The organism is Pilosibacter fragilis, from assembly GCF_032490495.1.
Classification (GTDB): Bacteria; Bacillota; Clostridia; order Lachnospirales; family Lachnospiraceae; genus Pilosibacter; species Pilosibacter fragilis.
The window spans coordinates 1-25,356 of record NZ_JAVYJB010000024.1; the positions used below are offsets into that span (position 1 = coordinate 1).

General features: G+C 47.7%; 20 protein-coding genes. 1 reads left to right on the plus strand and 19 read right to left on the minus strand.

Features of this window, described 5'->3' with window-relative positions; all coding sequences use genetic code 11:
• Nucleotides 1–260: 260 nt before the first annotated feature.
• From ABCW45_RS15830 to ABCW45_RS15885, 12 genes are all read right to left on the minus strand, one after another.
• Nucleotides 261–1,160, minus strand: a complete 900-nt coding sequence (locus tag ABCW45_RS15830; RefSeq protein ID WP_117505165.1) for a ribokinase — start codon at nt 1,158–1,160, stop codon at nt 261–263.
• 100 nt (nt 1,161–1,260) lie between these two features.
• A complete protein-coding gene (gene ppdK / locus ABCW45_RS15835; protein WP_343221162.1) occupies nt 1,261–3,900 on the minus strand; it encodes a pyruvate, phosphate dikinase in 2,640 nt (879 codons plus the stop codon).
• A gap of 277 nt (nt 3,901–4,177) precedes the next feature.
• Nucleotides 4,178–4,636: a divergent PAP2 family protein gene (locus ABCW45_RS15840; protein WP_117471056.1), complete on the minus strand. Its 459-nt coding sequence runs from the start codon at nt 4,634–4,636 to the stop codon at nt 4,178–4,180.
• A 35-nt stretch (nt 4,637–4,671) separates the two neighbouring features.
• Entirely contained in the window at nt 4,672–6,117 is a 1,446-nt protein-coding gene (gene glgA / locus ABCW45_RS15845; protein WP_343221163.1) for a glycogen synthase GlgA, read from the minus strand.
• 139 nt (nt 6,118–6,256) lie between these two features.
• Nucleotides 6,257–7,066 (minus strand): sporulation transcription factor Spo0A, encoded by an 810-nt coding sequence (spo0A, locus tag ABCW45_RS15850; RefSeq protein WP_015555104.1) that lies wholly within the window; start codon nt 7,064–7,066, stop codon nt 6,257–6,259.
• Between the two features lie 445 nt (nt 7,067–7,511).
• Complete coding sequence (locus ABCW45_RS15855; protein ID WP_117505161.1) at nt 7,512–8,825, minus strand: ATP-binding protein; 1,314 nt, start codon at nt 8,823–8,825, stop codon at nt 7,512–7,514.
• A gap of 185 nt (nt 8,826–9,010) precedes the next feature.
• Nucleotides 9,011–10,657: a dihydroxy-acid dehydratase gene (gene ilvD, locus ABCW45_RS15860; protein WP_015555106.1), complete on the minus strand. Its 1,647-nt coding sequence runs from the start codon at nt 10,655–10,657 to the stop codon at nt 9,011–9,013.
• Between the two features lie 337 nt (nt 10,658–10,994).
• Entirely contained in the window at nt 10,995–12,008 is a 1,014-nt protein-coding gene (gene ilvC, locus ABCW45_RS15865) for a ketol-acid reductoisomerase (protein ID WP_343221164.1), read from the minus strand.
• Between the two features lie 14 nt (nt 12,009–12,022).
• Entirely contained in the window at nt 12,023–12,559 is a 537-nt protein-coding gene (ilvN, locus tag ABCW45_RS15870) for an acetolactate synthase small subunit (protein ID WP_117566313.1), read from the minus strand.
• 7 nt (nt 12,560–12,566) lie between these two features.
• Entirely contained in the window at nt 12,567–14,231 is a 1,665-nt protein-coding gene (ilvB, locus tag ABCW45_RS15875; protein WP_343221165.1) for a biosynthetic-type acetolactate synthase large subunit, read from the minus strand.
• Between the two features lie 525 nt (nt 14,232–14,756).
• A complete protein-coding gene (locus tag ABCW45_RS15880) occupies nt 14,757–15,395 on the minus strand; it encodes a type I phosphoribosyltransferase (RefSeq protein WP_015555111.1) in 639 nt (212 codons plus the stop codon).
• A 156-nt stretch (nt 15,396–15,551) separates the two neighbouring features.
• On the minus strand, nt 15,552–16,427 hold the full coding sequence (locus ABCW45_RS15885) for a methionyl aminopeptidase (RefSeq protein WP_343221166.1): 876 nt from the start codon (nt 16,425–16,427) through the stop codon (nt 15,552–15,554).
• Between the two features lie 341 nt (nt 16,428–16,768).
• Here ABCW45_RS15885 and pcp point away from each other — a divergent pair, with 341 nt between their 5' ends.
• Entirely contained in the window at nt 16,769–17,410 is a 642-nt protein-coding gene (pcp, locus tag ABCW45_RS15890; RefSeq protein ID WP_117471286.1) for a pyroglutamyl-peptidase I, read from the plus strand.
• 124 nt (nt 17,411–17,534) lie between these two features.
• On the opposite strand, the gene clpB is transcribed toward pcp, so the two are convergent.
• The 7 genes from clpB to ABCW45_RS15925 form a co-directional block, all read right to left on the minus strand.
• A complete protein-coding gene (gene clpB / locus ABCW45_RS15895) occupies nt 17,535–20,135 on the minus strand; it encodes an ATP-dependent chaperone ClpB (protein ID WP_343221167.1) in 2,601 nt (866 codons plus the stop codon).
• Nucleotides 20,136–20,288: 153 nt separating this feature from the next.
• Nucleotides 20,289–20,735, minus strand: coding sequence for an Hsp20/alpha crystallin family protein (locus ABCW45_RS15900; protein WP_015555115.1), 447 nt, complete (start codon nt 20,733–20,735; stop codon nt 20,289–20,291).
• Between the two features lie 242 nt (nt 20,736–20,977).
• Complete coding sequence (locus ABCW45_RS15905) at nt 20,978–22,108, minus strand: type II toxin-antitoxin system HipA family toxin (protein WP_343221168.1); 1,131 nt, start codon at nt 22,106–22,108, stop codon at nt 20,978–20,980.
• Nucleotides 22,095–22,373: a helix-turn-helix domain-containing protein gene (locus ABCW45_RS15910; protein ID WP_144364785.1), complete on the minus strand. Its 279-nt coding sequence runs from the start codon at nt 22,371–22,373 to the stop codon at nt 22,095–22,097. Before ABCW45_RS15910 ends, ABCW45_RS15905 begins: the two co-directional genes overlap by 14 nt.
• Nucleotides 22,374–22,682: 309 nt before the next feature.
• Complete coding sequence (locus ABCW45_RS15915; protein WP_118606986.1) at nt 22,683–23,414, minus strand: GntR family transcriptional regulator; 732 nt, start codon at nt 23,412–23,414, stop codon at nt 22,683–22,685.
• 112 nt (nt 23,415–23,526) lie between these two features.
• Nucleotides 23,527–24,372 carry a fructoselysine 6-kinase gene (locus ABCW45_RS15920; protein WP_343221169.1) on the minus strand — a complete coding sequence of 282 codons (846 nt, stop codon included), beginning with the start codon at nt 24,370–24,372 and terminating at the stop codon, nt 23,527–23,529.
• Complete coding sequence (locus ABCW45_RS15925; RefSeq protein WP_117566320.1) at nt 24,372–25,343, minus strand: phosphoheptose isomerase family protein; 972 nt, start codon at nt 25,341–25,343, stop codon at nt 24,372–24,374. Before ABCW45_RS15925 ends, ABCW45_RS15920 begins: the two co-directional genes overlap by 1 nt.
• Between the last annotated feature and the right edge of the window lie 13 nt (nt 25,344–25,356).

Here is a 25,356-nt window from a genome sequence, read left to right on the forward strand (position 1 = left end):
TAACTATGAAGGTACTGAATAGTTACAAAATTTGTTTATCAAAAAAACAGGGATTCTTTGCGGTTTTTACAAGTTTTTAAACGTTTTATTTGAAATAGCACAATAGGTTAAATTAGATTGTTTTATAAAAAATGTCATGAATATAAGCTTTCTTTCCAAATGCTTTCTTTCATGACATTTTTTAGTTCTTTGCGGATTGCCGCAACAATTTTTTATTCCTATTCAGCCTTTTCTAATACTGGCTCACATTTTCTATCTTCTTACCCGCGCTCCGCCACAAATTTCTCCACTTCCTCATACTCCGGAATACTTGGAGCTGCGCCGTTCCGGCTTACGGCGATGGCACTGGCGGCACTTGCTGTTTTCAGAATCTCCGGAATCTCTCTTCCTTTTGTGATTCCGGACAGGAAATATCCACAGAAGGTATCTCCCGCCGCAGTGGTATCCACTGCTTTAACTTTATAAATATCCTGTTTGAAGCACCTGGTCTTATCAAAATACCAGGACCCTTTTTCTCCAAGCGTTAATACAAAAGCGGCATCCGGATATTTCGTCTTCAGCTTCTCCATGATCTCTTCCGGTTCTTCACTCTCCGCTCCGGAAATTTCTTTTCCCTCAATCTCATTGAGGATAAAATAGTCCACCAGATTCATCGGGATCGTCTTCAGATTCTCGTTGATCGGGGACGGATTCAGCGCGACCTTCGCTCCGGCCTTCTTCGCCGTCTCAGCTGCATATCCCACATTGGAAATCTCGTTCTGGAGAAGAACGATATCTCCCTCTTCCACCTCTTTTACCGCTTCGTCGATCATTTCCTTTGATACGGAATCGTTGGCTCCGCCGCAGATGATAATATTGTTCTGTCCATTCTGATCCACCTGGATCACCGCGTGGCCACTGGCTCCAGAAAGACTCTTTGTACCTTCCGTATGTACCCCGGACGCCTTGAGAACATCTAAGAGCATTCCCCCGTCCGCTCCAACAGCGCCCACATGATGCACTTCCGCCCCGGAACGTGCCAGAGCGATAGACTGATTTAATCCTTTTCCGCCGCAGGCCTCCGCATACGTTCTCGTCTTGATCGTCTCTCCCGGTTTTACAAAGTGATCCACTCCATATACACGGTCAATATTCAGAGATCCAATATTTAATACCTTCATATTGCTTCTCCTTTTCCAAAAGATCCCCCAGAAAAACTTCCGGGGGATCTCATTTTTACATTTTATAAAGATTCAATTTACGCTTCGCGTCAGTCAGATCCTATTTGTAACCTTTCTCATGAAGAGCTGCCTGTGCTGCAGCAAGTCTTGCGATCGGTACACGGAACGGTGAGCAGCTTACGTAGTTTAAGCCAACCTTGTGGCAGAACTCTACGGAAGACGGATCTCCACCGTGCTCGCCACAGATACCGCACTTTAACTCCGGACGTGTTGCGCGTCCTTCCTTAACTGCGAGCTCTACGAGACGGCCAACACCAGTCTGGTCAAGTCTTGCGAACGGATCAGACTCGTAAATCTTTGCCTTGTAGTAGGAATCAAGGAACTTACCGGCATCATCACGGGAGAAGCCGAATGTCATCTGTGTCAGGTCGTTTGTACCGAAGGAGAAGAACTCAGCTTCCTCAGCGATCTGGCCTGCAGTAAGAGCTGCACGCGGGATCTCGATCATTGTACCAATGTGGTACTTCATATCGGAGCCTTTCTCTTTCTTAACCTGCTCAGCAACTTCAACAACGATGTCTTTCACGAACTTGAGCTCTTTCTTCTCGCCAACGAGCGGGATCATGATCTCCGGAACGATATCGTAGCCATCTTCTTCCTGAACCTCGATCGCTGCTTCCATAACGGCACGTGTCTGCATCTTTGCAAGCTCCGGATAGGTAACTGCAAGACGGCATCCACGGTGACCCATCATCGGGTTGAACTCGTGAAGTTCGTCGCATTTCTTCTTTACTTCATCAACAGTGATGCCCATATCTTTCGCAAGATCAGCCATCTCTTCCTCTGTCTTAGGAGTGAACTCATGCAGCGGCGGATCTAAGTAGCGGACTGTCATTGGTCTGCCCTCGAGTGCCTTGTACATAGCCTTGAAGTCGCCCTTCTGGTACGGAAGGAGTTTGCTTAATGCTTCCTCTCTTGCCTCTACTGTATCAGAAACGATCATTCTTCTTAAGTTGTGGATTCTCTCCGGATCGAAGAACATATGCTCAGTACGGCAAAGGCCGATGCCCTCTGCGCCAAGCTTAACTGCGTTCTTTGTATCAGCCGGTGTATCAGCGTTTGTGCGGACACCAAGTTTTCTGAAGGAGTCAGCCCAATCCATGATTCTCTTGAAGTTTCCGCCTACGGATGCTTCCTGAGTCTTGATATCACCGTTGTAGATCTTACCTGTTGTACCGTCTAAGGAGATGTAATCGCCCTCGTGGAAGGTATGTCCGCCGAGTGTGAATTCCTTCTTCTCCTCGTTGATCTTGATCTCACCGCAGCCGGATACACAGCAGGTACCCATACCACGTGCAACTACTGCTGCGTGGGATGTCATACCACCGCGGACTGTTAAGATACCCTGTGCAGCGTGCATTCCCTCGATATCCTCCGGGGATGTCTCAAGACGAACCAGAATCACTCTCTCGCCCTTGCCGCCGATACCAGCTGCCTTAGCGTCATCTGCTGTGAAGCAGACTTTACCAGCTGCAGCACCCGGGGAAGCCGGAAGAGCCTGGCCGATCACTTCGCCCGCCTTTAATGCAGCCGGATCGAAGGTCGGATGTAATAACTGGTCGAGGGATTTTGCTTCGATTCTGCAAACAGCTTCCTCAGGAGTGATCTGTCCCTCATCTACTAAATCGCATGCGATCTGGATCGCAGCCGGAGCGGTTCTCTTACCATTACGTGTCTGTAAGAAGTAGAGCTTACCTTCCTCGATCGTGAACTCCATATCCTGCATGTCGTGGAAATGATTCTCAAGTTTCATAGCCAGTTCCATGAACTGCTTGTAGCACTCCGGAAGGTCTTTCTCAAGCTGGGAGATCGGCTGCGGTGTACGAACGCCGGCAACAACGTCCTCGCCCTGTGCGTTGATCAGGTACTCACCGAAGATACCCTTCTCACCTGTGGACGGGTTACGTGTGAACGCAACACCTGTACCGGATGTCTCACCCTTGTTACCGAATACCATTGTCTGTACGTTTACTGCGGTACCCCAGTCGCCCGGAATATCATTCATACGACGGTAAACGATTGCACGCGGGTTATCCCAGGAACGGAATACAGCTTTCACAGCTCCCATTAACTGTTCCTTCGGATCCTGCGGGAACTCTTCGCCGTTCATAGCTTCTTTGTATACAGCTTTGAACTTCTCAGCAAGCTCCTTTAAATCGTTAGCGTCTAACTCTGTATCATAGTGAACGCCTTTTGCTTCCTTCATTTCGTCGATGATCTTCTCGAAGTAGGACTTCGGAACTTCCATAACGACGTCAGAATACATCTGGATGAATCTTCTGTAGGAGTCATATGCGAAACGCGGATTACCTGTCTTCTTTGCGAAACCTTCTACTGCTACATCATTTAAACCGAGGTTTAAGATGGTATCCATCATACCCGGCATAGATGCACGTGCACCGGAACGTACAGATACAAGTAACGGATCCTCAGTATCACCGAATTTCTTTCCGTTCACGCCCTCGAGCCATGCTAAAGCTTCAAAGATCTGATCCTGGATCTCTTTTGTGATCTGTTTTCCACTGTTGTAGTAATCTGTGCAGGCTTCTGTTGTTACTGTGAATCCCTGCGGGATCGGCATGCCAAGATTTGTCATCTCCGCAAGGTTGCAGCCTTTGCCGCCGAGAAGATTTCTCATTGCCGCGCTGCCTTCTTCAAACTTATAAACCCACTTTGCCATAAGTTGTTATTCCTCCTAGAATTTAGTTTAGACTGAGATGTCTATATTGCCCTCATCTCTTTGCTCCCCTGCAATACTTCCGCTCCCCCATCACGTAACTCCGGTTTGAAAATATCGCACAAAAAAATCGAGTGTCGGAAAAAAGGCCTGTACATATTATAAGGGATGTTGCCAAAAATTGCAACATCCCTTTATAAAAGTTTCGTGATTTTTTCACATATTTCTGTAAATTTCCGTCGTTTTTCTTGGTCAAAATTGTACACAATTTTCTTTTAATTTAGTACAATTTACCAGTGAGCACTGCCAGGAGGATACCAAGAACCGCTCCCGCAACTACCTGCAGCGGCGTATGTCCCACATATTCTTTCAGTTTTTCCTGGAGAAAAACTCCGTCTAAATTCAGGATATTCTCAAAGAAAACGCTGTTCAACAGTTTTGCCTGTTTTCCGGTCTCCCGCCTTACGCCCATCGCGTCGTACATTACGATCATCGAGAGAACAAAGCTGATGGCAAATTCAAAGCTTCCCACTCCGTACTTCATTCCGGATGCCGTCGTAAGCGCACAGACCGTCGCTGAATGGGAACTCGGCATTCCTCCGGAGCCGAAGATCCGCTCCGGATTAAAAGACTTATTAATCACCATATCGATCACGGTCTTTAAAAACTGCGCCACTGTCCATCCGAGCACTGCACTGATCAGTATCTGGTTTCCCAGAAATTCATTCCACATTGTCATGTTTTCCTCTTTTATGTCAGTATTTCCAAGTCATTTTAGTATCCGATCAGCCAGTCATATAATTCCTGATACTTTCCGGCAGACGTCTTCCAGGAGAAGTCCACAGCCATCGCCCGGTCAACGATCTTATTCCATTCCCGCTTCTTATCGTAGTAAATATGCTTCGCATAGCGGATAATATTCAACATCTCGTGGGCATTGTAGTTCGCGAAGGAGAATCCTGTTCCTGTTCCCTCGAACTCATTGTACGGCCATACCGTATCCTTTAAGCCGCCTGTCTCGCGGACGATCGGCACCGTTCCGTAGCGGAGCGCCATGAGCTGGCTCAAACCGCACGGCTCAAATAAGGACGGCATCAGGAACGCGTCGCAGGCCGCGTAGATCTTGTGGGACAGCGGCTCGGAGTAGTATATCTGCGCTGATACGCGGTCATGATATTTCCAGTCGTAATGGCGGAACATATTCTCATAGTTCTCGTCTCCGGTTCCAAGAACGACCAGCTGCACATCATCCGTACAGATCTCGTCCATCACGCACTGGATCAGATCCAGACCTTTCTGGCTCGTGAGTCTTGAGACGATACCGATCATGAACTTCTTATCATCCTTCGTGAGACCAAGCTCTTCCTGAAGCGCGCGTTTATTTTTCACTTTCTCTTTTCTGAAATTCTTCGCGTTGTAATTCTGAACGATATCCGGGTCCGTCTCCGGGTTGAAGACATCATAGTCGATACCGTTTACAATCCCGCGGAGATCGCCGGATCTCGCCCGCATAAGTCCGTCAAGCCCTTCTCCGTAGAACGGGGTCTTGATCTCCTCTGCGTAGGTGTTGCTGACCGTCGTGATCGCGTCGGCATACACAAGACCGCCCTTCAACATATTTCCGTCTTTGTATGCCTCTAACTTATCCGGTGTAAAGAAGTAGTCCGGGAGTCCCGAGAATCTCTGGATCGTCTTTACATCCCACACGCCCTGGAATTTCAGGTTGTGGATCGTCATGACGGACTTGATTCCGCGGAAAAACTCTCCCTCTCCGAATCTTCCCTTTAAATATACAGGGATCAGTCCAGTCTGCCAGTCATGGCAGTGGATCACATCCGGTCTCCATCCAATCACAGGAAGTGCGGATAACGCTGCCTGTGAGAAAAATGAAAATTTTTCCAGGTCATAATACCAATCACCATATGGCTTATCGCCCCAGAAATAACTCTCATTATCGATAAAATAGAAGGTGATCCCTTCATATACATATTCAAGAATTCCGACATAACGGCTCTGTCCCAGGTAATCCATATAAAAATGATTTACATAAGTAAGATTGCTCAAAAATTTATCCTTGATACAGAGATACTTCGGGATCATGACCCGCACATCAAAATATTCTTTATCAAAACATTTCGGTAAGGATCCCACAACATCGGCAAGTCCGCCGGTCTTGATAAAAGGTACAGCCTCGGAAGCGACAAACAATATTTTCTTCATGATAACCCATCCTTCCACTTTTTGCTCCATGGCAGGGAAAATCCGCAAAAATGCCATGCCCCGCTATTAGATTCAGTATAACACATCCCTCGGAAATTAGAAAGTGGGTCTTTTTGCTTTTTCAGATTTTTCAGATTTTTCAGATACGTTTATAATCCAGTCGAATTTTGTCTGCAATTAGCGCAATAAATTCAGAATTTGTCGGTTTCCCCTTGCCGCCGTTCACCGTGTATCCAAAGAGGCTGTTCAGGGTATCAAGCTCTCCTCTGCCCCAAGCAACCTCAATGGCATGGCGGATGGCGCGCTCCACGCGGCTCGGTGTCGTCTTGTGGGTCTTCGCGATGGTCGGATAAAGGATCTTCGTGACAGAGGACAGCATCTCCGTATCCCGGACGGACATGATGATGGCATCTCTCAGATACTGGTATCCTTTAATATGGGCCGGAATTCCGATTTCATGCAGCATCTGGGTCACATCCGTCTCGAGATTCTGTTCTATATAGGTCTCTTTATCAAGATACGGCTGTACCTTCTTCACATCCGTATGTACCGCACCTGCCGCTTTTATCCGACCGCGACAGACTCTGTGGATCTTATCCAGAATAATATCCCTGTTGAAGGGCTTCATAATATAATAATTAGCTCCGAGCCGGAACGCGTCCTCTGTCACATCCTGGCTGCTGGCCGCCGTCACCATGATGAAGGACGGGTGGTTCTTCATCTGCGTGTTGTTTTTTACTTTTTCCATGACGGAAATTCCGTCCAGTCTCGGCATGATCACATCCATGAGAACAATATCCGGATTCGTGCGGACGATCATGTTGTACGCGTCCTCGCCATTATCCGCCTTCCCAACTACATGGATCCCATCTTCTTTTTCCAGAATTTCGCCAAGTAAATTCAAAGTCTGTCTGTTGTCATCTGCAATCGCAATGGATAATTCTGCCATAATGCTCCTCCTGTAACACATAAAGTTTCTTTTTCGGTCATTTTCCCCGTTCCGGCCGGGCGTCTGACATGATATTTTTCTTTTTGAGCATCCCCGGTAGGAATATAGACATTATAGTATTGCCCCCTTGTCGAATCCAATCCGAAATAGGTGTACAATTTCAAAATCATTCGTGATTTTTCGTTATTTTACGAGCTTTGTATCTATTTTTATCACTATATCTTCTTTTCTTAACATTCTTTAACAGCAGACATGTTAAAAAGAATGTGCCTTGGCACATTCTCGCGCCTCGCGCGGTCGCTTGCGACGATCTACATCTTCGCGCGAGTGTGCATCTTTGGCACGTCAGTGCCTTTTTATGTAACGGGGAATTCCTCGGAATTTCCCGTTACATAAAAAAGACCCGACATGTTTCCATACCGGGTCTTCTCGTATTCTGTCGTTTTTATTTGATCGTGAGCAGGTAATTCGCAAACTGCTGCGCTGTACGGCCGGAAAGTCCGCCACCGCGCATCTCGAAACGGTTCGCCTCGTAGCAGATCTCCTCATCAGTCATAACCTCCGGAGTGATGCCCGCGCGTCTCGCGAGAGCCACTGCCATCTCGTTGAACCCTTCCTTGTTCGGCTTCGCGTAGAAGATAGAAAGGCCAAACCGGTTGACCAGGGAGAGCTTCTCCTCCATGGTGTCGGAGCGGTGCAGATCCTCGCTGTGTTCCATGTCCTCTCTGTCCTTCCACGTCTCCTTGATGAGGTGACGGCGGTTGGATGTGGCGTAGATCAGCACGTTGTCCGGCTTTGTCTCGACTCCGCCCTCGATAACAGCCTTTAAGAACTTGTACTCGATCTCAAACTCCTCGAAGGAGAGATCATCCATGTAGATGATGAACTTGTAGTTGCGGTTCTTGATCTGGGCGATGATCGTGGAAAGATCCTTAAACTGATGCTTGTAGATCTCGATCATGCGCAGGCCCTGGGGGTAGAACTGGTTGACGATGGCCTTGATGCTGGTGGATTTACCGGTACCGCTGTCGCCGAATAACAGCACGTTGTTCGCCGCTTTTCCGTCACAGAATGCCTGGGTGTTCTCCACGAGTTTCTTCTTTTGGAGCTCGTAGCCGATGAGGTCATCCAGCATAACGGTATCCATGTTGTTGATCGGCAGGAAGCGGATGGATCCGTCCTTGTTCTCAGCAATGCGGAATGCCTTGTTGAGTCCGAACATGCCGACACCGTAATCTTTGTAGAACTCCGTCACATACTGGAAGAAATCTGCGCCTGACTCGGCCGTCTCAAGCTTCTCGCTTAAGTTTCTCACTTTCTCGCTGACATTTTTATTGTACATCAGCTCTTTTTTGCGGATTGCCTGGTAGTGGGTCAGCTGTGTGAAGCAATCGATGGAGAGTTCTTTCTCCAGCCAGGAAAAATCGTAATCGAACAGTTCCTTGAACATGTCGAAATCGTGGGTCACAAAGTTGTTGACCGTTCCTTCCTGAGCCCCCATCTTCTCACAGACGAGGCTGAACGGATTCTCATTCGTGATCAGGAGGAATGTCAGGTAGTTGTGCCATAAGTTCTTGTCAAAAGCGTAGTCTGTGGCAACCGTCAGAAGATTCTTCACCTGGTGGAAAACGCGGCCTCTGAGCGCCGCCTTCGTCTCTGTTCCATCTTTCAGTTTCTCACAGATATCCGCAAGCTGCCAGAGGATCGAGTCTTCCGGCAGGCTGCCGTATACGAGCAGGTTTGATACGATCTCGTTCATATAGTTTCCTCTCTTTCCGGGGATTTTTCCGAAACCTGGCAGCCTTCAGAAACTGCCGTATGGCATTTTCCGTCGGATACCTGGTAAAAAGGCGGCGCAGCTTCCAAAATAAGCCCGCCGCCTTTTATATATCATGCGATACCAGGGTCCCAAGGTCAAAAAGCCTTTTGACCCCAGGTATCAAATTACTCTACGATAGCACCCTTATCCGCAGAGGATACGTTCTTCGCATAGCGCTTTAAGTATCCTGTCAGCTTCTTCGGCTCGCGGATCTTCATGGTCTTCTTTCTCTCTTCCATCTCCTCATCGGAAACAAGCAGCTTTAAGCTGTAGTTCGGAATGTCGATAGCGATCTTGTCGCCGTCTTTGATGTAAGCGATCGGGCCGCCTGCGGCTGCCTCCGGGGAGATATGTCCGATAGCTGCACCGCAGGATGCGCCTGAGAAACGTCCGTCTGTAAGAAGAGCAACGGTTGTGTCAAGCTTCATACCAACGATCGCGGATGTCGGAGAAAGCATTTCTCTCATTCCCGGGCCGCCTGCCGGTCCCTCATAACGGATGACAACGATGTCGCCCGGAACGATCTTTCCAGCATAGATCGCTGCGATCGCCTCTTCCTCGGAATCAAAGCACTTTGCGGTACCTGTGTTGACTAACATCTCCGGTTTTACAGCGGAACGCTTTACGATCGCGCCGTTCGGAGCCAGGTTTCCGAAAAGGACGGCAAGTCCGCCGGTCTTTGTGTATGGATTGTCTAACGGACGGATCACTTCCGGATTGCGGTTTACGGCACGGGCAACGTTCTCCGCAACAGTCTTTCCTGTTACAGTCTTGCAGTCGCCGTGGATCATACCGGCATCGAGAAGTTCTTTTAATACTGCGGAGATTCCGCCTGCCTCCAGGAGATCCTGCATGTGGTGATGTCCTGCCGGTGCGAGGTGGCACAGGTTCGGAGTCTTCTCACTGATCGCGTTGATCATGTGAAGATCAAGAGTGATATCAGCCTCATGGGCGATTGCAAGAAGATGAAGCGCGGAGTTTGTGGAACATCCGAGAGCCATATCGGTTGTTAAAGCGTTCTCGAATGCTGCCGGTGTGATGATGTCGCGCGGACGAACATCGTCAGCTAAGAGTTTCATAACCTGCATACCTGCAGTCTTTGCGAGACGGACACGCTCAGCGTATACAGCCGGGATCGTACCATTTCCCGGAAGACCGAGGCCAAGAACCTCTGTTAAGCAGTTCATGGAGTTTGCCGTGAACATACCGGAACAGGAACCGCAGCCCGGGCAGGAGCTTCCCTCGATCTCAGCGAGTTCTTCGTCGTTGATCAGATTTGCCTTTCTGGCACCAACTGCCTCGAATACAGTATTTAAATCTCTCTGGTTGATGGAGAGCATCGGACCGCCGGATACGAAGATACACGGAAGGTTCAGACGCATTGCTGCCATTAACATACCCGGAACGATCTTATCACAGTTCGGGATGAATACGAGTGCGTCGAAGCAGTGTGCCTTTACCATACATTCGATGGTATCTGCGATCAGCTCACGGGAGCTTAAAGAGAAATGCATTCCATCATGGCCCATGGCGATACCATCGCAGACACCGATGGTATTGAACTCCATCGGTGTTCCACCTGCTGCAAGGACGCCGTCCTTTACGGCACGGGCGATAGTCTGTAAGTGCATATGTCCCGGTGCTACTTCATTAAAAGAGTTTACAACGCCGATAAACGGGCGACGCATCTGCTCGTCGTTATATCCATCTGCCTTTAAAAGGGAACGGTGCGGCGCATGCTCTACGCCAGCTTTTACTTTATCTGAATTCATGATTTTTCTCCTTATGAAACCCAAAGCCAGGCGGTGATGCCTGGCCTTGAAGAATTTTTTTAGGGTTTCGCTGCCCCGCAGTGCCACACTCGCGGACTTGCGTCCGCGAGTGCGCGGGCATTCGCCCTATGAATCCGCCGGCAAAGATTCACTTATGTGCGAGCACAACGGGAATCTTTCCTCGTCGGTTTCGCTGCCCCGCAGTGCCACACTCGCGGACTTGCGTCCGCGAGTGCGCGGGCATTCGCCCTATGAATCCGCCGGCAAAGATTCACTTATGTGCAAGCACAACAGGAATCTTTCCTCGTCGGATTCGCACTGCTCATTGCTATCGCGACTATTTAGCCTCGTCAAGATCCTGTGTCTGTTTCCAACCCATCTTTGCTCTTAAATCACGTCCTGTCTTAGCTGCAAGTGTCTCAGCGTGTGCTGCTCTTGCTGCGTTGAAGGTTGTTCTGCCAACCTGGTTCTCAAGAATCCAGTTCTTAGCGAAAGTACCATCCTGGATCTCTGTTAATACCTGCTTCATTGCTTTCTTTGCTTCATCGCCGATGATTCTCTTACCGCTTACATAGTCACCGTACTCAGCAGTATCGGAGATGGAGTATCTCATTCCCTCGAAACCAGCGTTGAAGATCAGGTCTACGATCAGTTTCATCTCGTGGATGCACTCGAAGTATGCGTTCTCCGGCTTGTAACCAGCTTCTACAAGTGTGTTGAAACCAGCTTCCATTAATGCGCAAACGCCGCCGCAAAGAACTGCCTGCTCACCGAAGAGGTCCGTCTCTGTCTCTTCCTTGAATGTTGTCTCAAGGATACCGCCTCTTGCTCCGCCGATGCCTGCAGCGTATGCCTTAGCAACTTCCATGGAGTTTCCGCTCGGATCCTGCTCAACAGCTACGAGGCACGGAACGCCCTTGCCGCCAACATACTGGGAACGAACGGTGTGGCCCGGTCCTTTCGGAGCGATCATGATAACATTAACGTCTGCCGGCGGAACGATCTGTTTGAAGTGGATATTGAAGCCGTGAGCGAATGCAAGTGTCTTGCCTGCTGTAAGGTTGTCCTTGATATCTTTCTTGTAGAGAGCTGCCTGCTTCTCATCGTTTACAAGGATCATGATGATATCTGCTGCCTTTACAGCGTCTGCTGTGAGCATAACTGTGAAGCCGTCTTCTTTTGCCTTTGCTGCGGACTTGGAGCCCTCGTAAAGACCTACTACTACATCCACACCGGAATCTCTTAAGTTCAGAGCGTGTGCATGACCCTGGGAACCGTAGCCGATAACAGCTACTTTCTTTCCGTCAAGAAGTGATAAGTTACAATCTCTCTCATAATACATTGTTGCCATAGTTTTTCTTCTCCTTATTCTTCATTGTGATCGACACGTAATGTGTTGTCTATTCCTAAACCGATCGCGATCTCTCCCGACCGGCTAAGTTCTAATATACCAAAACCTCTGACTTTTTCAATAAACGATTCAACTTTTTTGCTGTCTCCGGTAATCTCGGCTGTCAGATGCTCTTCACCGAAGTCTACGACTTTTCCGCCGTACTCGTTGATCAGATCCAGTACCTGATGTTTGCTGGAACCTCTGTGGGTTCCTGTCAGGTGCATTTTGATGTACATATGCTGGGCAAATACGGTGTTTTCCGGTTCCAAAAGTGTTACGGCACGGACATCGATGAGTTTTTCCAGCTGACGGACCACCTGGTCCTTCATATATTCATCTCCTGTGGAGACGATGGTGATCCGCGTATAATTCGGATCATCCAGCGTACCTGCGGAGATATTATCGATATTATAGCAGCGCTTTGCGTAAAGACCGGCGATGCGGTTTAAAACGCCGAAGCGGTTGTTTACGATCATGGCGACCGCAAACTTCTCAACTTTGTTTTCCATGGTCACCTTATCCTTCCACAATCATGTCTTTGATGGATCGTCCCGGCGGGATCATCGGCAGGACTTTCTCATCCATATCAATGTGACAGTCGATCAGCACCGGTCCCTGGGATTTGTCGGCTACGTCGAGAGCTTTCTTTAGATCCTCCATCGTGTAGACCGCGTATCCGTCAGCGCCGAATGCTTTCGCCAGAGCCGGAAAGTCCGTCTTTCTGTCCAGAATCGTCTGGGAATAGTGACAGGCGTAGAAAATTGTCTGCCACTGTCTTACCATTCCGAGGACATCATTGTCAAAAATGACAATAGTGATCGGAAGTTCCTGACTCACCGCCGTCGCCATCTCATTCAGGTTCATTCCGAAGCTTCCGTCTCCGGTGAAGAGAACGGTTCTTCTGCCTCTCGCTGCGATGCATCCGCCGATGGCTGCTCCGAGACCATATCCCATGGTTCCGAGACCGCCAGAAGTGAGAAGTGTGTGCGGCTTTTCAAACGGATAGAACTGCATGGTCCACATCTGGTGCTGTCCCACGTCGGTAGCGACCACTGTGTCCTCGGTGCAGTGCTTGTGGACTTCCTCGATGATGGCTTCCGGTCCGTAAGGTTTCGGTGCCGGGAGGATCATCTCGTGTTTGTAACCTTCCAGCTCTGCAACCCATTCCGGATGTTTATGCTCCGGGAGTGCTTCCAGGATCTTATCGAGGATCTCCTTCACATCGCCCCAGAGACTCACGTCAGGACTGACGTTCTTTCCGATCTCCGCACGGTCGATATCGATATGGACCGTCATACATTTCTTTGTATACTCGTTTAAGTCACCTGTTGCGCGGTCGGAGAATCTTACGCCGACTGCTAAAAGCAGGTCACATTCGGACTGTGCCTTGATAGACGGATATTTTCCGTGCATGCCGCACATTCCAAGATTTAACGGGTAGGAGGCCGGAACTGATGTGATTCCCATCATGGAAAGGCCGATGGCCGCATCCACTCTCCTGGAGAGTTCCAGAACTTCTTCCTGGGCTCCCGCCGCAACGACACCGCCGCCTGCATAGATAAACGGCTTTTTCGCCTTTTTGATCATCTCAACGACCTCGTCGATGCTGCCGCACTCGGACCTTCTCGGCTTTTTCACAACGCTCGGAACCTTTAAGTCCTCAAAATATTCATATTCTGCGGACTGGACGTTCTTAGGGATATCGATGAGAACCGGTCCCTTACGTCCGGAGTTTGCGATCTCGAAGGCCTCGATGATCGTTCTCTGAAGATCCTTGATGTCGCGGACCATGAAGTTGTGTTTTACTACCGGCTGTGTAATTCCGACGATATCCACCTCCTGGAAAGAATCCTTTCCGAGACTGTTTACCGCGACGTTTCCTGTGATCGCGACCATCGGTACGGAATCGAGGTAGGCATTCGCGATCCCTGTCACAAGATTGGTAGCACCGGGACCGCTTGTCGCCAGGACCACGCCGGTCTTTCCGCTTGCTCTCGCATATCCGTCAGCGGCATGGGCAGCTCCCTGCTCGTGGGCCGTTAAGACATGTCCGATGCGGTCAGACGCAAGATAGAGTTCATTGTAGATATCAAGTACTGCTCCCCCCGGATATCCGAAGATCACTCTCACGCCCTGATGGATCAGCTCTTCCACCAGGATCCGCGCTCCGTTCATTTTCATAGCTGTTTTCCCCTCATCTTATTTCTCACAGGAATGTCCGGCTCTGTCAGACATTCCCGCCTTTTTCTTTTCTGGCACGGACAAATGTCCGTATTAAAATTCAGGTATAAAAAAGCCTTACAGCGTTACACTGTAAGGCTTTGCTTTCTTTCGTAACTTGTTCTTTCAAGTTTCTATCAGGCAATCCCGGATTCAGTATAACGCAAATAAGCATTCCCGTCCACGACGATAATGCTGACGATAATTCGAATCACGACTGCGAGTAGAATAAGATTCGTCATATCTTTGCGTCTCCTTTCCAGTTGCCTTTCAGCAATGTTGCTATGTTTTATTATAAGCACTTTGTCAGAAATTGCAAGTAGTTTCTTTTTATAGCTTGTATGAACCAGAGTTATGTAACATCGCTGGCTCGTCAGTGCCTTTTTGTTTAACTGGGAATTCATCGGAATTCCCAGTTAAAAGAAAAAGCTCTGCAGGCACCGGGATTTCCCCGGTCTGCAGAGCTGCTCCTATTTCAAATTATTTTTACAGTTTTGAATATCCATACGGATTGATCAGCGCATCCAGTTTCTTTCCTTCCTTACATAACGGGCAGTTTCTGTAGTCGCTGTACTGGTAATCCGGAACATCTTTTAATCCGAATACCGACTTGATCGGAATTCCGTTGACATTCTCAAGTGCGCTGAATACTGCGGAGATCCCCTGAATAATTCCCCCATAGTACTGGACACCCTCGATCGCCTTGTTGATCGTCAAGCCCGTTGTCACGGTCGCGGTGAGGATCAGCACATTCTTTCCATTGATCATTGCGCGGTAATTGTCCTTAAACACGATCTGGCTGTTGCTGTTGAACTCCGGTTTGATAACGTAGATCGTCTTATGGGCGTTCTTCGACATGAAACCGCCTTTTGTCAGCTCCTGCGCAAGAAGGGTTCCAATCACCTCAGTCCCTTCCATGCATACGATCGTATCAACGATCATATCGTACAGATACATATGTACGAGTGCCTGGGCAATTCCTCCAGCCTCACTCAGACGGCTCTTTACCGTCGTCAGGTCAAAATAGTAATTCGTGTGGGCATGATTCGTTGCAAAATGTCCCTTTACGATTTTTAACGGGGTATCTGTACCGGTCGTCTGAATTTTGTCATACTTTAACTCCATACACGATCCTCCTTATTCAAATCTCACGTTTACTGTTATTTGACTATATTATACCGAATTTTCAGATACTATTCAAGGATTTTTCCTATTTTCCATCAGGTTTTTCGTCACTGTTTACGCCTTGCGCAAACAGTAACGGTTTTTCTCCCTGTTTTTCTACCACGCAAGGACCTCATGTCCGGTCTCTGTCACGAGTACCATGATCTCCCTCTGGGCGGACGGAAGCCTGTCATCGGTATAGATCGTCCAGCCGTTGCTGTCATCCACAAAGATATCCGGGCGGCCCATGTTGATCATCGGCTCGATGGTAAAGATCATCCCCGGTGCCATAAGCATCTCCTCGCCCCGTCTTGTCACATAGCTTACAAACGGATCCTCATGGAACTCAAGGCCGACACCGTGACCGCCGACTTCCTCGACAATGGTGTAACCATTCTTCTTCGCGTAGTCATGGACAGCCTGCCCCATATCTCCTAAGAATCCCCACGGTTTTACCTGCTCGAGACCCTTTTCCACAGCTTCGTTCGTGACGCGGACAAGTTTTTCCTTCTCCGGGTCCACATTGCCGATGAGGAACATTCTGGACGAATCAGAGAAATATCCGTGAAGGATCGTGGAGACATCCACGTTAATGATATCACCGTCTTTTAAGACAACATCCTTGGACGGAATTCCGTGGCATACCTGATCATTGATGGAGGTGCACACGCTCTTTGGGAATCCCTCATAATTTAACGGTGCAGGAATCCCGCCATGTTTTGTCGTAAAGTCGTATACCCACTGATCGATCTCCTCCGTGGTAACTCCTGCCTTGATGTGCTCCGCCACATAGTCAAGGACCGCCACATTCAGTTTTCCGCTCTCACGGATCCCCTCGATCTGTGCCGGTGTCTTGATGATCTTGTGGGACGGAACCTCGTGGCCTGCAAAGCGGGCACGACTGATCTTCTGGTCAAATGTCATATGGCACTCACAATATGGCTTCCCGCTTCCACACCAGCATGGATCATTTTTTCCGATTCTGCGAAACATAATTTTTCCTCTTTTCTATCTGTTTTTGCGTCTCTGTACCGTACGGGATTTTCAATAAAAAAGAATGTGCCTTGGCACATTCTCGCGCCTCGCGCGGTCGCTTGCGACAGTCTGCATCTTTGCGCGAGTGCGCATTAGAAAATCCCTGTCCGTGTACAGGAATTGTGTTTGCGAATTCTTTTATTTTCCTGTATAATATCCTTATCTATCATAACGTCGGAGACTCTGTTTGTCAAATAAGTCTCCTGAGAAAATATGCCGTTAATATCACGGGTATGAATTTTCCAGCCCGAAAATCCCCCGCGTTGCAGAGGCGGCTGTAAAGAAAGTGAGGAATTTACATGAACGTACTGATCACCGGGTTCGACCCCTTCGGCGGAGAGCCGATTAATCCGGCATGGGAAGCCGTAAAAGCCATGAAAGACGAGATCGCCGGAGCAAAGATCACGAAGCTGCAGATCCCGACCGTTGTCAATAAATCCATTGCGAAGGTCCATGAAAAGATGATGGAGCTCCGCCCGGATATCGTCATCAGCATCGGCCAGGCCGGCGGACGGTTCGGCGTGACTCCGGAGCGTGTTGCGATCAATGTAACAGATGCAAGGATCCCGGATAACGAAGGAAACCAGCCCATCGATGAACCAATCTTTGCAGATGGAGATGCCGCTTATTTCTCCAATCTTCCGGTGAAGGCGATGGTTCAGGAGATCCGAAATGCCGGTTATCCTTCTACCCTCTCCAATACCGCAGGAACTTATATCTGCAACCATGTCATGTACGGAATTTTATATTATATCCAAAAGGAATTTCCAAATGTACGCGGCGGCTTTATCCACGTTCCGTATGCTGTTTCTCAGGTTGTCAATAAACCGGCAACCCCGTCTATGGCCATTGCGGATATTACGGCTGCATTGGAGGCGGCGGTGAAGGCCGCTGTTGAATATGAGCAGGATATCAAAGTGATTGGAGGAGAAACACACTAAAAAACTTCATCTTCGGAAGTTTTTCAGGCTGTGATACCGGTCTGAAAAACTCCAAGGATGAAGTTTTCTTTTATCCAGATCCCAGGCTGCCTTCAAAGCCCCCGCCCGGAATCCGGTTTTCTGATTATTCTTTTGTTCCTCTCTCCGCGGACGCGTTGAGCTTTCCGTCGACCACGTCGATCTTGATCGTATCTCCGGTATGGACACCATCCGACAGGATCAGGCGGGCTGCCAGAGTCTCCACATTCTTCTGCAGATATCTCTTAAGCGGTCTTGCGCCGTATACCGGATCATAACCGTTGTCCACGATAAACTGCTTTGCAGAATCGGAAAGTGCAACCACAAGCTCTTTATCCGCCAGACGCTTGTTGATATCGGCAACAAGCAGATCGATGATGCTTCCAATGTTGTTCTTTGTAAGCGGCTTGAAGAGGATCGTCTCATCAAGACGGTTCAGGAACTCCGGACGGAAGTGGGCACGCAGATCGTTCATGACCTCTGCCTTTGCCTCCGGCCTGATATCACCGTTCTCATCGATACCGTCAAGCAGATACTGGGAACCGATGTTGGATGTCAGGATAATGATCGTATTCTTGAAATCCACGGTCTTGCCCATGGAATCTGTGATACGTCCGTCATCGAGGACCTGAAGCAGAACATTGAATACATCCGGATGTGCCTTCTCGATCTCATCGAACAAAACGACACAATACGGTTTTCTGCGGACTGCCTCTGTGAGCTGACCGCCCTCATCGTATCCGACATATCCTGGCGGCGCTCCGATCAGACGGGATACGGAGTATTTCTCCATGTATTCACTCATATCGATCCGGACCATGTTGTTCTCATCATCAAACAGGCTTGCTGCAAGTGTCTTTGCAAGTTCTGTCTTGCCGACACCGGTAGGTCCCAGGAACAGGAAGGAGCCGATCGGCTTTGTCGGATCCTTGATCCCGGCTTTGGAACGGATGATCGCGTCTGTAACCTTCTCAACTGCCTCATCCTGACCGACAACACGTTTGTGGAGTTCATCATCCAGATGAAGGGTCTTATTTCTCTCGCTCTCCGTGAGTTTTGCAACCGGGATACCGGTCCAGCGGGAGATGATCCTTGCGATCTCATCTTCGGTAACGCTTTCATGGACAAGACTCAGATCTGCGTTCTTTACCTTCTCCTCCTCTTCCTTCAACTCTTTTTCAAGCTGCGGAAGCTTGCCGTACTGGAGCTCTGCTGCCTTATTCAGATCATATTTCTGCTGTGCATCCTGAATCTGACGATGGACTGCCTCGATCTCCTCACGGATGGAGGAAAGCTTATCAACCGTCGCCTTTTCGTTCTGCCACTGGGCCTTCTGAGTCGCGAACTGGTCATGGAGCTCCGCCAGCTCCTTCTGAAGATCCGCAAGGCGTTCCTGGCTTAAATGGTCTGCCTCTTTCTTAAGAGCCGCCTCCTCGATCTCCAGCTGCATGATCTTTCTGGAGAGTTCATCCAGCTCCGTCGGCATGGAATCGAGCTCCGTCTTGATCATTGCGCACGCTTCATCCACGAGGTCGATAGCCTTATCCGGAAGGAAACGGTCGCTGATATAACGGTTGGAAAGGGTTGCCGCCGCTACAAGCGCGGAATCGGTGATCTTTACGCCATGATAAACCTCATAACGGTCCTTCAGTCCACGAAGGATCGAAATCGTATCCTCGACTGTCGGCTCATCGACCATAACCGGCTGGAAACGACGTTCCAGAGCCGGATCCTTCTCAATATATTTCCGGTACTCATCCAGCGTCGTCGCACCGATACAGTGCAGCTCACCACGGGCAAGCATCGGCTTTAACATATTGCCGGCATCCATGGAGCCTTCCGTCTTTCCGGCTCCGACGATGGTGTGAAGCTCATCAATGAACAAAATAATCTGTCCCTCGCTCTTTCTCACCTCATCGAGAACGGCTTTTAAACGTTCCTCAAACTCACCACGGTATTTCGCTCCCGCAACAAGGGCACCCATATCCAGTGAGAATAATTTCTTATCTTTTAAGCCCTCCGGCACATCGCCGCGGACGATACGCTGTGCAAGACCTTCTACAACGGCGGTCTTACCAACACCGGGTTCACCGATGAGGACCGGGTTGTTTTTCGTTTTTCTGGAAAGGATCCGGATCACGTTCCGGATCTCGGCGTCACGACCGATCACCGGGTCCATCTTCTGGTCTCTTGCCTTTTCTACAAGGTCAGAACCGTATTTATTTAAGGTATCGTAGGTTGCCTCCGGATTATCACTGGTAACTCTCTGGTTGCCGCGGACCGTGGACAGAGCCTGTAAGAATTTATTACGGTCGATCCCATAAGTACGGAACAGTTCCTTTATTGCCCTGTTCGGTTCTTTTAACAGGCATAAGAACAAATGCTCAACGGAAACATATTCGTCCCCCATCGCCTTTGCCTCGTCCTCGGCATCGATCAGGACTTTATTGAGATCCTGTGTGAGATAGACCTGTCCGCCTCCGGATACCTTCGGCAGCTTCTTAAGTGCTGCTTCCGCCTCATCCGCAAACTGCTCACCGGAGATTCCCATTTTCGTGATCAGCTTTAAGATCAGGCTGTCATCTAACTTTAACAGACTCACCAGGAGATGTTCCTGGTCGATCTGCTGATTTCCATATTCATAAGCCAGCTTCTCGCAGTTCTGGACTGCTTCCACTGATTTCTGTGTAAATTTGCTGATATTCATGATCGCAAGCCTCCCTTCAATTCTGAAGTACTTGTTGTGTTTGTTGTCAGTAATACCGCCCAGCGAAATTTTCATCCGCCGGGCGGCTTAATCTTTCAGATACGTGGCAGCTTCGCATACGTTTCTGTATCGTTACCGCTCGGGGCTGTCAGATCACCCTTCGATGGAAATGTGCTTTGGACCTTCAACCTTCTTCTCTTCCTCTTTCGGAATCGATACACTCAGGATACCGTTTTCGAATTTCGCCTTAATCTCCTCTTCCCGGATCTCCTCGCCAAGATAGAAGGTTCTGCTCAGAGCACCTGCATAACGTTCCTTGCGGATGTATTTGCCTTTCTTATCTTCCTCATCCTTATCAAGACCTTTCTCGGCACTGACGGTCAGATAACCATCCTTCAGTTCAATCTGGATCTCATCTTTCTTAAATCCCGGAAGATCGATATCAAGCTCATACGTCTTTTCTGTCTCTCTGACATCTGTCTTCATCAGTCTGGATACGTTCTTACCATACAGCGGATCCTTCTTTTCTGTAAAGAACTTCTCATCAAACGGGAACATATTATCAAATAAACTTTCTCCAAAAATACTCGGCATATACATAAATCATTCCTCCAATCAGAATTCCTGTTTTCTTGTTTGTCATCTATCTGAAAGAACTTCAGAAGATTTTCCAATCTTGGGAACTCCTTGAGATCCTTTGATTTTTTCTCTCTTCCTTTGTTCTGCATGTAATATAACACATATTATTAGCACTGTCAAGAGGTGAGTGCTAATTTTTTTGTGAATTAATTGTGTATTTCATTGAAGCATTGTAACTTTTCAGGCTCATAGTAGAACGCATTCTATAGGTAGTCGCCAAGCATCTCTCCCACACACTTCTCGATCTCATCAATAATTTCCATACACCGGTTCTTCTTCATTCCGGCCGTAATGCCAACAGCTAATAATTCTTTTCTTCCCGGATCTTTTCCATTTCCGTCGACGGTCGTTGTGTGTTCCCCATAGTACGTATTACTATAAGTAAGATCGTATGCAGGGCTCAGTCTCCACTGATCTTTTTCTTCATCATATAAATAGGTGAAATTTTTTGAGTGGTCATCTCTGTTATGCGCAAAAACATTAAAACACATTCTGCGAAACATACTTTCCACATCCGCATAATGATCATTCGTCAATATCTTCGTAAGTTTCATCAGACTGTGGTAATCAAGACTCGGCTGTTCAAAGTCCAGTTCGAGAAGCGCTGCAGCTGTCAGCATATGGACTCGCTTTATCCCATTTTGATCAGGGACTCTGTCAAACCGCCTGGTTCCAAAATAGCCTTTACAGATTCCAGACGGGAACAACTTTGTCTCACTCATCGTAATTTCACATTTCCGGGCACAGCATGAATAATCATACTCCATTTTTCCTGCATCTTTTCCATCTACATGGGCCGGAAATTTTATGATCCACTCTTCATTTCCGATTGAAGTCATGATCTTCGGCCTTGCTCCTCCGCTCGTTCCTCCAAGCCGGTACAATTCGTCAAGTTTGTCTGTATATTCTGTGTTCAATATTTTCTGACACTCCCGCGCCAGTTCATCCAGGTCAGGATTATCCTGCTGCTCTGGAAATTTTCTTTCCGGATAATACGTCAACGCACCCATTCCCGATTTTCCAACGATTGCCAAGCGGTCTAAAACCGTTAGTTTATCCGGATTCTGTTTATGCTCACGAAGCAGACGATTTAGCAGCAATCTTCCCCAATTATCTGGAAGACTGTCCGCAAACACGCCATAAAGGCCGCCAAAATAATCCTTTGTGGGCACAAACACCTGCTTTTTTAACGGCAGCGAGAATGGGCTGATCGAAAATCCATGTTCCAGCCATTCATCGGTGTACTGAAATGCTGCTTTTCGATTTGCTGTCATGGCCAATGTCCCCACAAGTTTTTCATCATAATACACCTGCAGCGCATTATCTTGTTTCATTTATGACCTCCTTTATGTCTCTGTATGGTACCTGCGAAAAAATATTCCTGAGTTCATCCGCAATATCCAGTGCCATTGCGATTTTCGTCAGAGACAACAAGGATATCTGACCGGTAGACTCGAATCTTTTAACAGAACCATAACTCACACCGCTCATCGACGCCAGCTTCTCCTGCGAGATTGAACGCCGTTTTCTAATATTGCGGATCCTCTGCGCCAGCTTCAGATCCAGTTCTTCCGCTGTCTCCCATATAAAACCTTCCATAGTCTTTCCCACTTTCGATTCCGTTTTTCGCGCATTTATTAGATAATATTTTATCTATTTTCACATGATTATATTCAAAATATATAATATATTATCTATTATTATTTTACCATCAGTCAATCTACAAATCAATAAAAATGTAACCCAACCCATTCTCACTATGACCTCTGCAATCTCCATTTGCCTGCAGACACATATCAATTGCTCGTACTATCTTTTAACAGCCCAAAGTCCCATCAAAATTTTCATTAAAAAAGACCACTGTTTCCACAAATCGCTCTGTGAAAACAGCGGTCTTTTCCTGAATGTTCAATGCTCCCCATTTGTCTCATATACATACAGAGAGAATCGATCCCCATTTATGATCTGAATTCCCGCATACAATGGCTCATTCTCCTGATCGTATGCTGTACTTCGAACGAACATCAGATAGTCGCCCTTTCGGACTTCGAGTAATTTTGCTTCCTCCTGTGTTGCTCTGCAAAGCTCGATCAGTTTTTCCGAGCTTGTAACCTGCATTTCTGCTTTCTCTTTTAAATAATCAAAAAGGGAATTATCCTCAAACTGAGCTTCTAACAGGAACGCATATTTTAACGGAAAATAGTTTTTTTCAATCACGACCGGTTCTGAATCCGCGAATCTCAGACGTGATATAAAGATCACTTTACTGCCCGTCTCAATTCCAAGCCTTGCCGCAATCTTTTCATCTGCATCCACAATCTTATTTTCCAGCATATGTGCCCCCGGCACGACTCCCATCTGCTCACACATCTCGCTGAAGCTCTGAAGACGTTTGATATTTCTGGAAAACTTTGGCTTTGTTACGAAGGTTCCCTTTCCCTGTTTCCGAACAACAAGTCCTTTTTCCATGAGGGAACCGATTGCTTTTCTCACGGTGATCAGACTGACACCATATGTCTTTGCCATCTCTGATTCCGTCATGATCTTATCTCCCGGTTTATATCTTCCGCTTTTGATATCCTTTTCCACTGTATCCATAAGCTGAACATATAACGGAGTCATCGCATCCTGCTTTAACATTCATTTTCCCCCACTGTCTAAATTCTTTTCAATACTATTTTAATAACAGCTCAGACAAATAGCAAGGACAATTTTCTTTCCAGAGCAGGTTCCCCGTTCGATCCACAGATTTTTACAGGCAGTCACCAGGCTCCGGATCCTCAAACGGAACGCCGTATCCAAAAGCGCCTCTCACCATACATGTCTTTGCAGCGAATTCAGCTCCCTTTTCCATTGCTGTCTCGATTTTCCCACCATCTAAAAGGGCGAGTAAAAAAGCAGTTGTAAAAGAATCTCCGGCTCCCAATGTATCGATTGCATCAACAGTCTTTGGGATCTGTCTGTAATACTTCTTTCCGTCAAAAGCGAGGGATCCGCGTTTTCCCATGGTTGCCACTGCAATTTTACAGCCTTCCGATACAAAGCGCTTACATGCTGCCTTTGCGGTCTCCTCATCAATTTCTCCGCAGGAGAAAAATGCGTAATCAACAACAGGCGCGATCTCTTTTAAATAATATTCCTCATTCCAGTGACCGGAAAAATCATAAGAAACCGGAATTCCAGTTTCTCTTACTTTTTTTAACTGTGAATCAAAGTGACCATTATTACTGGTATGAACAAGGGAAAATTCCCTGATATAGGAAATATCCTCCGTCTTTAGATCCAACGGATGCTCATTTACGATCCCTCCGCGGTTACTCATGATAAACTGTCTGTCACCATTTTCAAGCCGGACTTTTGCGTATCCATTCTCGCCGGCATATTGCCTGCATCTGGAATGATCGACCCCGATCTCATCAAGAACAGAAATAATGTGTTCTGCCACTCTGTCATTTCCAAAAACGCCGAGGTACGCAGACTGCGCCCCCAGCATTTTTGCATATACAGAAAAGTTCATAGCCTGACCACCCGGATACATGATCTTTGCAGGATAATACTGATCACATACATTATCTCCGATGCCAATTACCTTTATCATTAATACTCAACCTTCCACATATATCTTCTTTCATCCATTGAATGACCTGTTTTTTCTGCCAGCTGAGATACATAATACCGCTCAATCGGGATCATGACAACCGGATTGAAGAATTCTGCAACCGAAGGATCGATTTTTCCTCCATTCAGCTTTTCAAAATCAATGATAATAAAGTTCTCAGCATATGTATTCAGGAACTTCAGGCATCTCTCATCGAGCGCTCTTGTACGTCCCTCACTCATTAACAGGATCATCGGGAGCTTCTTATCGGTTGTCTCAAACGGTCCATGGAAGTACTCACCTGTGTGCAGGCATACCGCATGTCTCCACTGCATCTCCATAAAGTGACAGCAGCACATGGAATAAGCAACTCCATAGTTCGGACCGGATGCAAGGACATAGAAGACCGGCTCATGTTCGACTTTTTCTGCCCATGCCTGTGCAGCCGGAAGACAATTTTTCTTTCCCTCTGAAACGATCTCATCAATATACTGATACGCTTCCATTGCTTTGTCATATTTATCCCAGTTTTCAAACTGATGGAGAACCTCAAAGCCGATGCGGAGCGCATTCGCCTGATTGGAGTCGCTGTAATCCTGATGATCTCCGTTTGAATATGTCACAACATACTGACCGACCTTTGCCATACCGGTCTGCATATTTCCCGTCATGGCAATCGTGATTGCTCCCGCTGCATTTGCTGTTTCGACAGCTTTTACAGTCTCCGGTGTAGCCTTAAGAGAACAGATGACTGCGATACATCTCTCATCTAATTCTTTCGGGGTCGCATGTACGAACTCATTGCTGGTATAGGTTGTCGCACTGAAATTTTTTGCTTCCGACTGGATCAGGTAGAGTCCCGGGAAAATAGCTGCCTTTGATCCACCGCAGGCAACAAAATACATATGCTTTAATCCACCTCTCTGATCCATCTTTTCCTTAATTTCCGCAATGATCTGTTTTACTTCCATCGTTGAATTCCTC

Coding starts and splice junctions, on each gene's coding strand:
- clpB (WP_343221167.1), bottom strand. CDS start 20,135: ATGAATATCAGCAAATTTACACAGAAATCAGTGGAAGCAGTCCAGAAC.
- ABCW45_RS15910 (WP_144364785.1), bottom strand. CDS start 22,373: ATGGAAGGTTTTATATGGGAGACAGCGGAAGAACTGGATCTGAAGCTG.
- glgA (WP_343221163.1), bottom strand. CDS start 6,117: ATGAAGAAAATATTGTTTGTCGCTTCCGAGGCTGTACCTTTTATCAAG.
- ABCW45_RS15920 (WP_343221169.1), bottom strand. CDS start 24,372: ATGATAAAGGTAATTGGCATCGGAGATAATGTATGTGATCAGTATTAT.
- spo0A (WP_015555104.1), bottom strand. CDS start 7,066: ATGGCAGAATTATCCATTGCGATTGCAGATGACAACAGACAGACTTTG.
- ABCW45_RS15880 (WP_015555111.1), bottom strand. CDS start 15,395: ATGGAGTTAAAGTATGACAAAATTCAGACGACCGGTACAGATACCCCG.
- ABCW45_RS15915 (WP_118606986.1), bottom strand. CDS start 23,414: ATGTTAAAGCAGGATGCGATGACTCCGTTATATGTTCAGCTTATGGAT.
- ABCW45_RS15925 (WP_117566320.1), bottom strand. CDS start 25,343: ATGGAAGTAAAACAGATCATTGCGGAAATTAAGGAAAAGATGGATCAG.
- ABCW45_RS15840 (WP_117471056.1), bottom strand. CDS start 4,636: ATGACAATGTGGAATGAATTTCTGGGAAACCAGATACTGATCAGTGCA.
- ABCW45_RS15885 (WP_343221166.1), bottom strand. CDS start 16,427: ATGTTTCGCAGAATCGGAAAAAATGATCCATGCTGGTGTGGAAGCGGG.
- ABCW45_RS15830 (WP_117505165.1), bottom strand. CDS start 1,160: ATGAAGGTATTAAATATTGGATCTCTGAATATTGACCGTGTATATGGA.
- ABCW45_RS15855 (WP_117505161.1), bottom strand. CDS start 8,825: ATGAACGAGATCGTATCAAACCTGCTCGTATACGGCAGCCTGCCGGAA.
- pcp (WP_117471286.1), top strand. CDS start 16,769: ATGAACGTACTGATCACCGGGTTCGACCCCTTCGGCGGAGAGCCGATT.
- ppdK (WP_343221162.1), bottom strand. CDS start 3,900: ATGGCAAAGTGGGTTTATAAGTTTGAAGAAGGCAGCGCGGCAATGAGA.
- ilvC (WP_343221164.1), bottom strand. CDS start 12,008: ATGGCAACAATGTATTATGAGAGAGATTGTAACTTATCACTTCTTGAC.
- ilvN (WP_117566313.1), bottom strand. CDS start 12,559: ATGGAAAACAAAGTTGAGAAGTTTGCGGTCGCCATGATCGTAAACAAC.
- ABCW45_RS15905 (WP_343221168.1), bottom strand. CDS start 22,108: ATGAAACAAGATAATGCGCTGCAGGTGTATTATGATGAAAAACTTGTG.
- ABCW45_RS15900 (WP_015555115.1), bottom strand. CDS start 20,735: ATGTATATGCCGAGTATTTTTGGAGAAAGTTTATTTGATAATATGTTC.
- ilvB (WP_343221165.1), bottom strand. CDS start 14,231: ATGAAAATGAACGGAGCGCGGATCCTGGTGGAAGAGCTGATCCATCAG.
- ilvD (WP_015555106.1), bottom strand. CDS start 10,657: ATGAATTCAGATAAAGTAAAAGCTGGCGTAGAGCATGCGCCGCACCGT.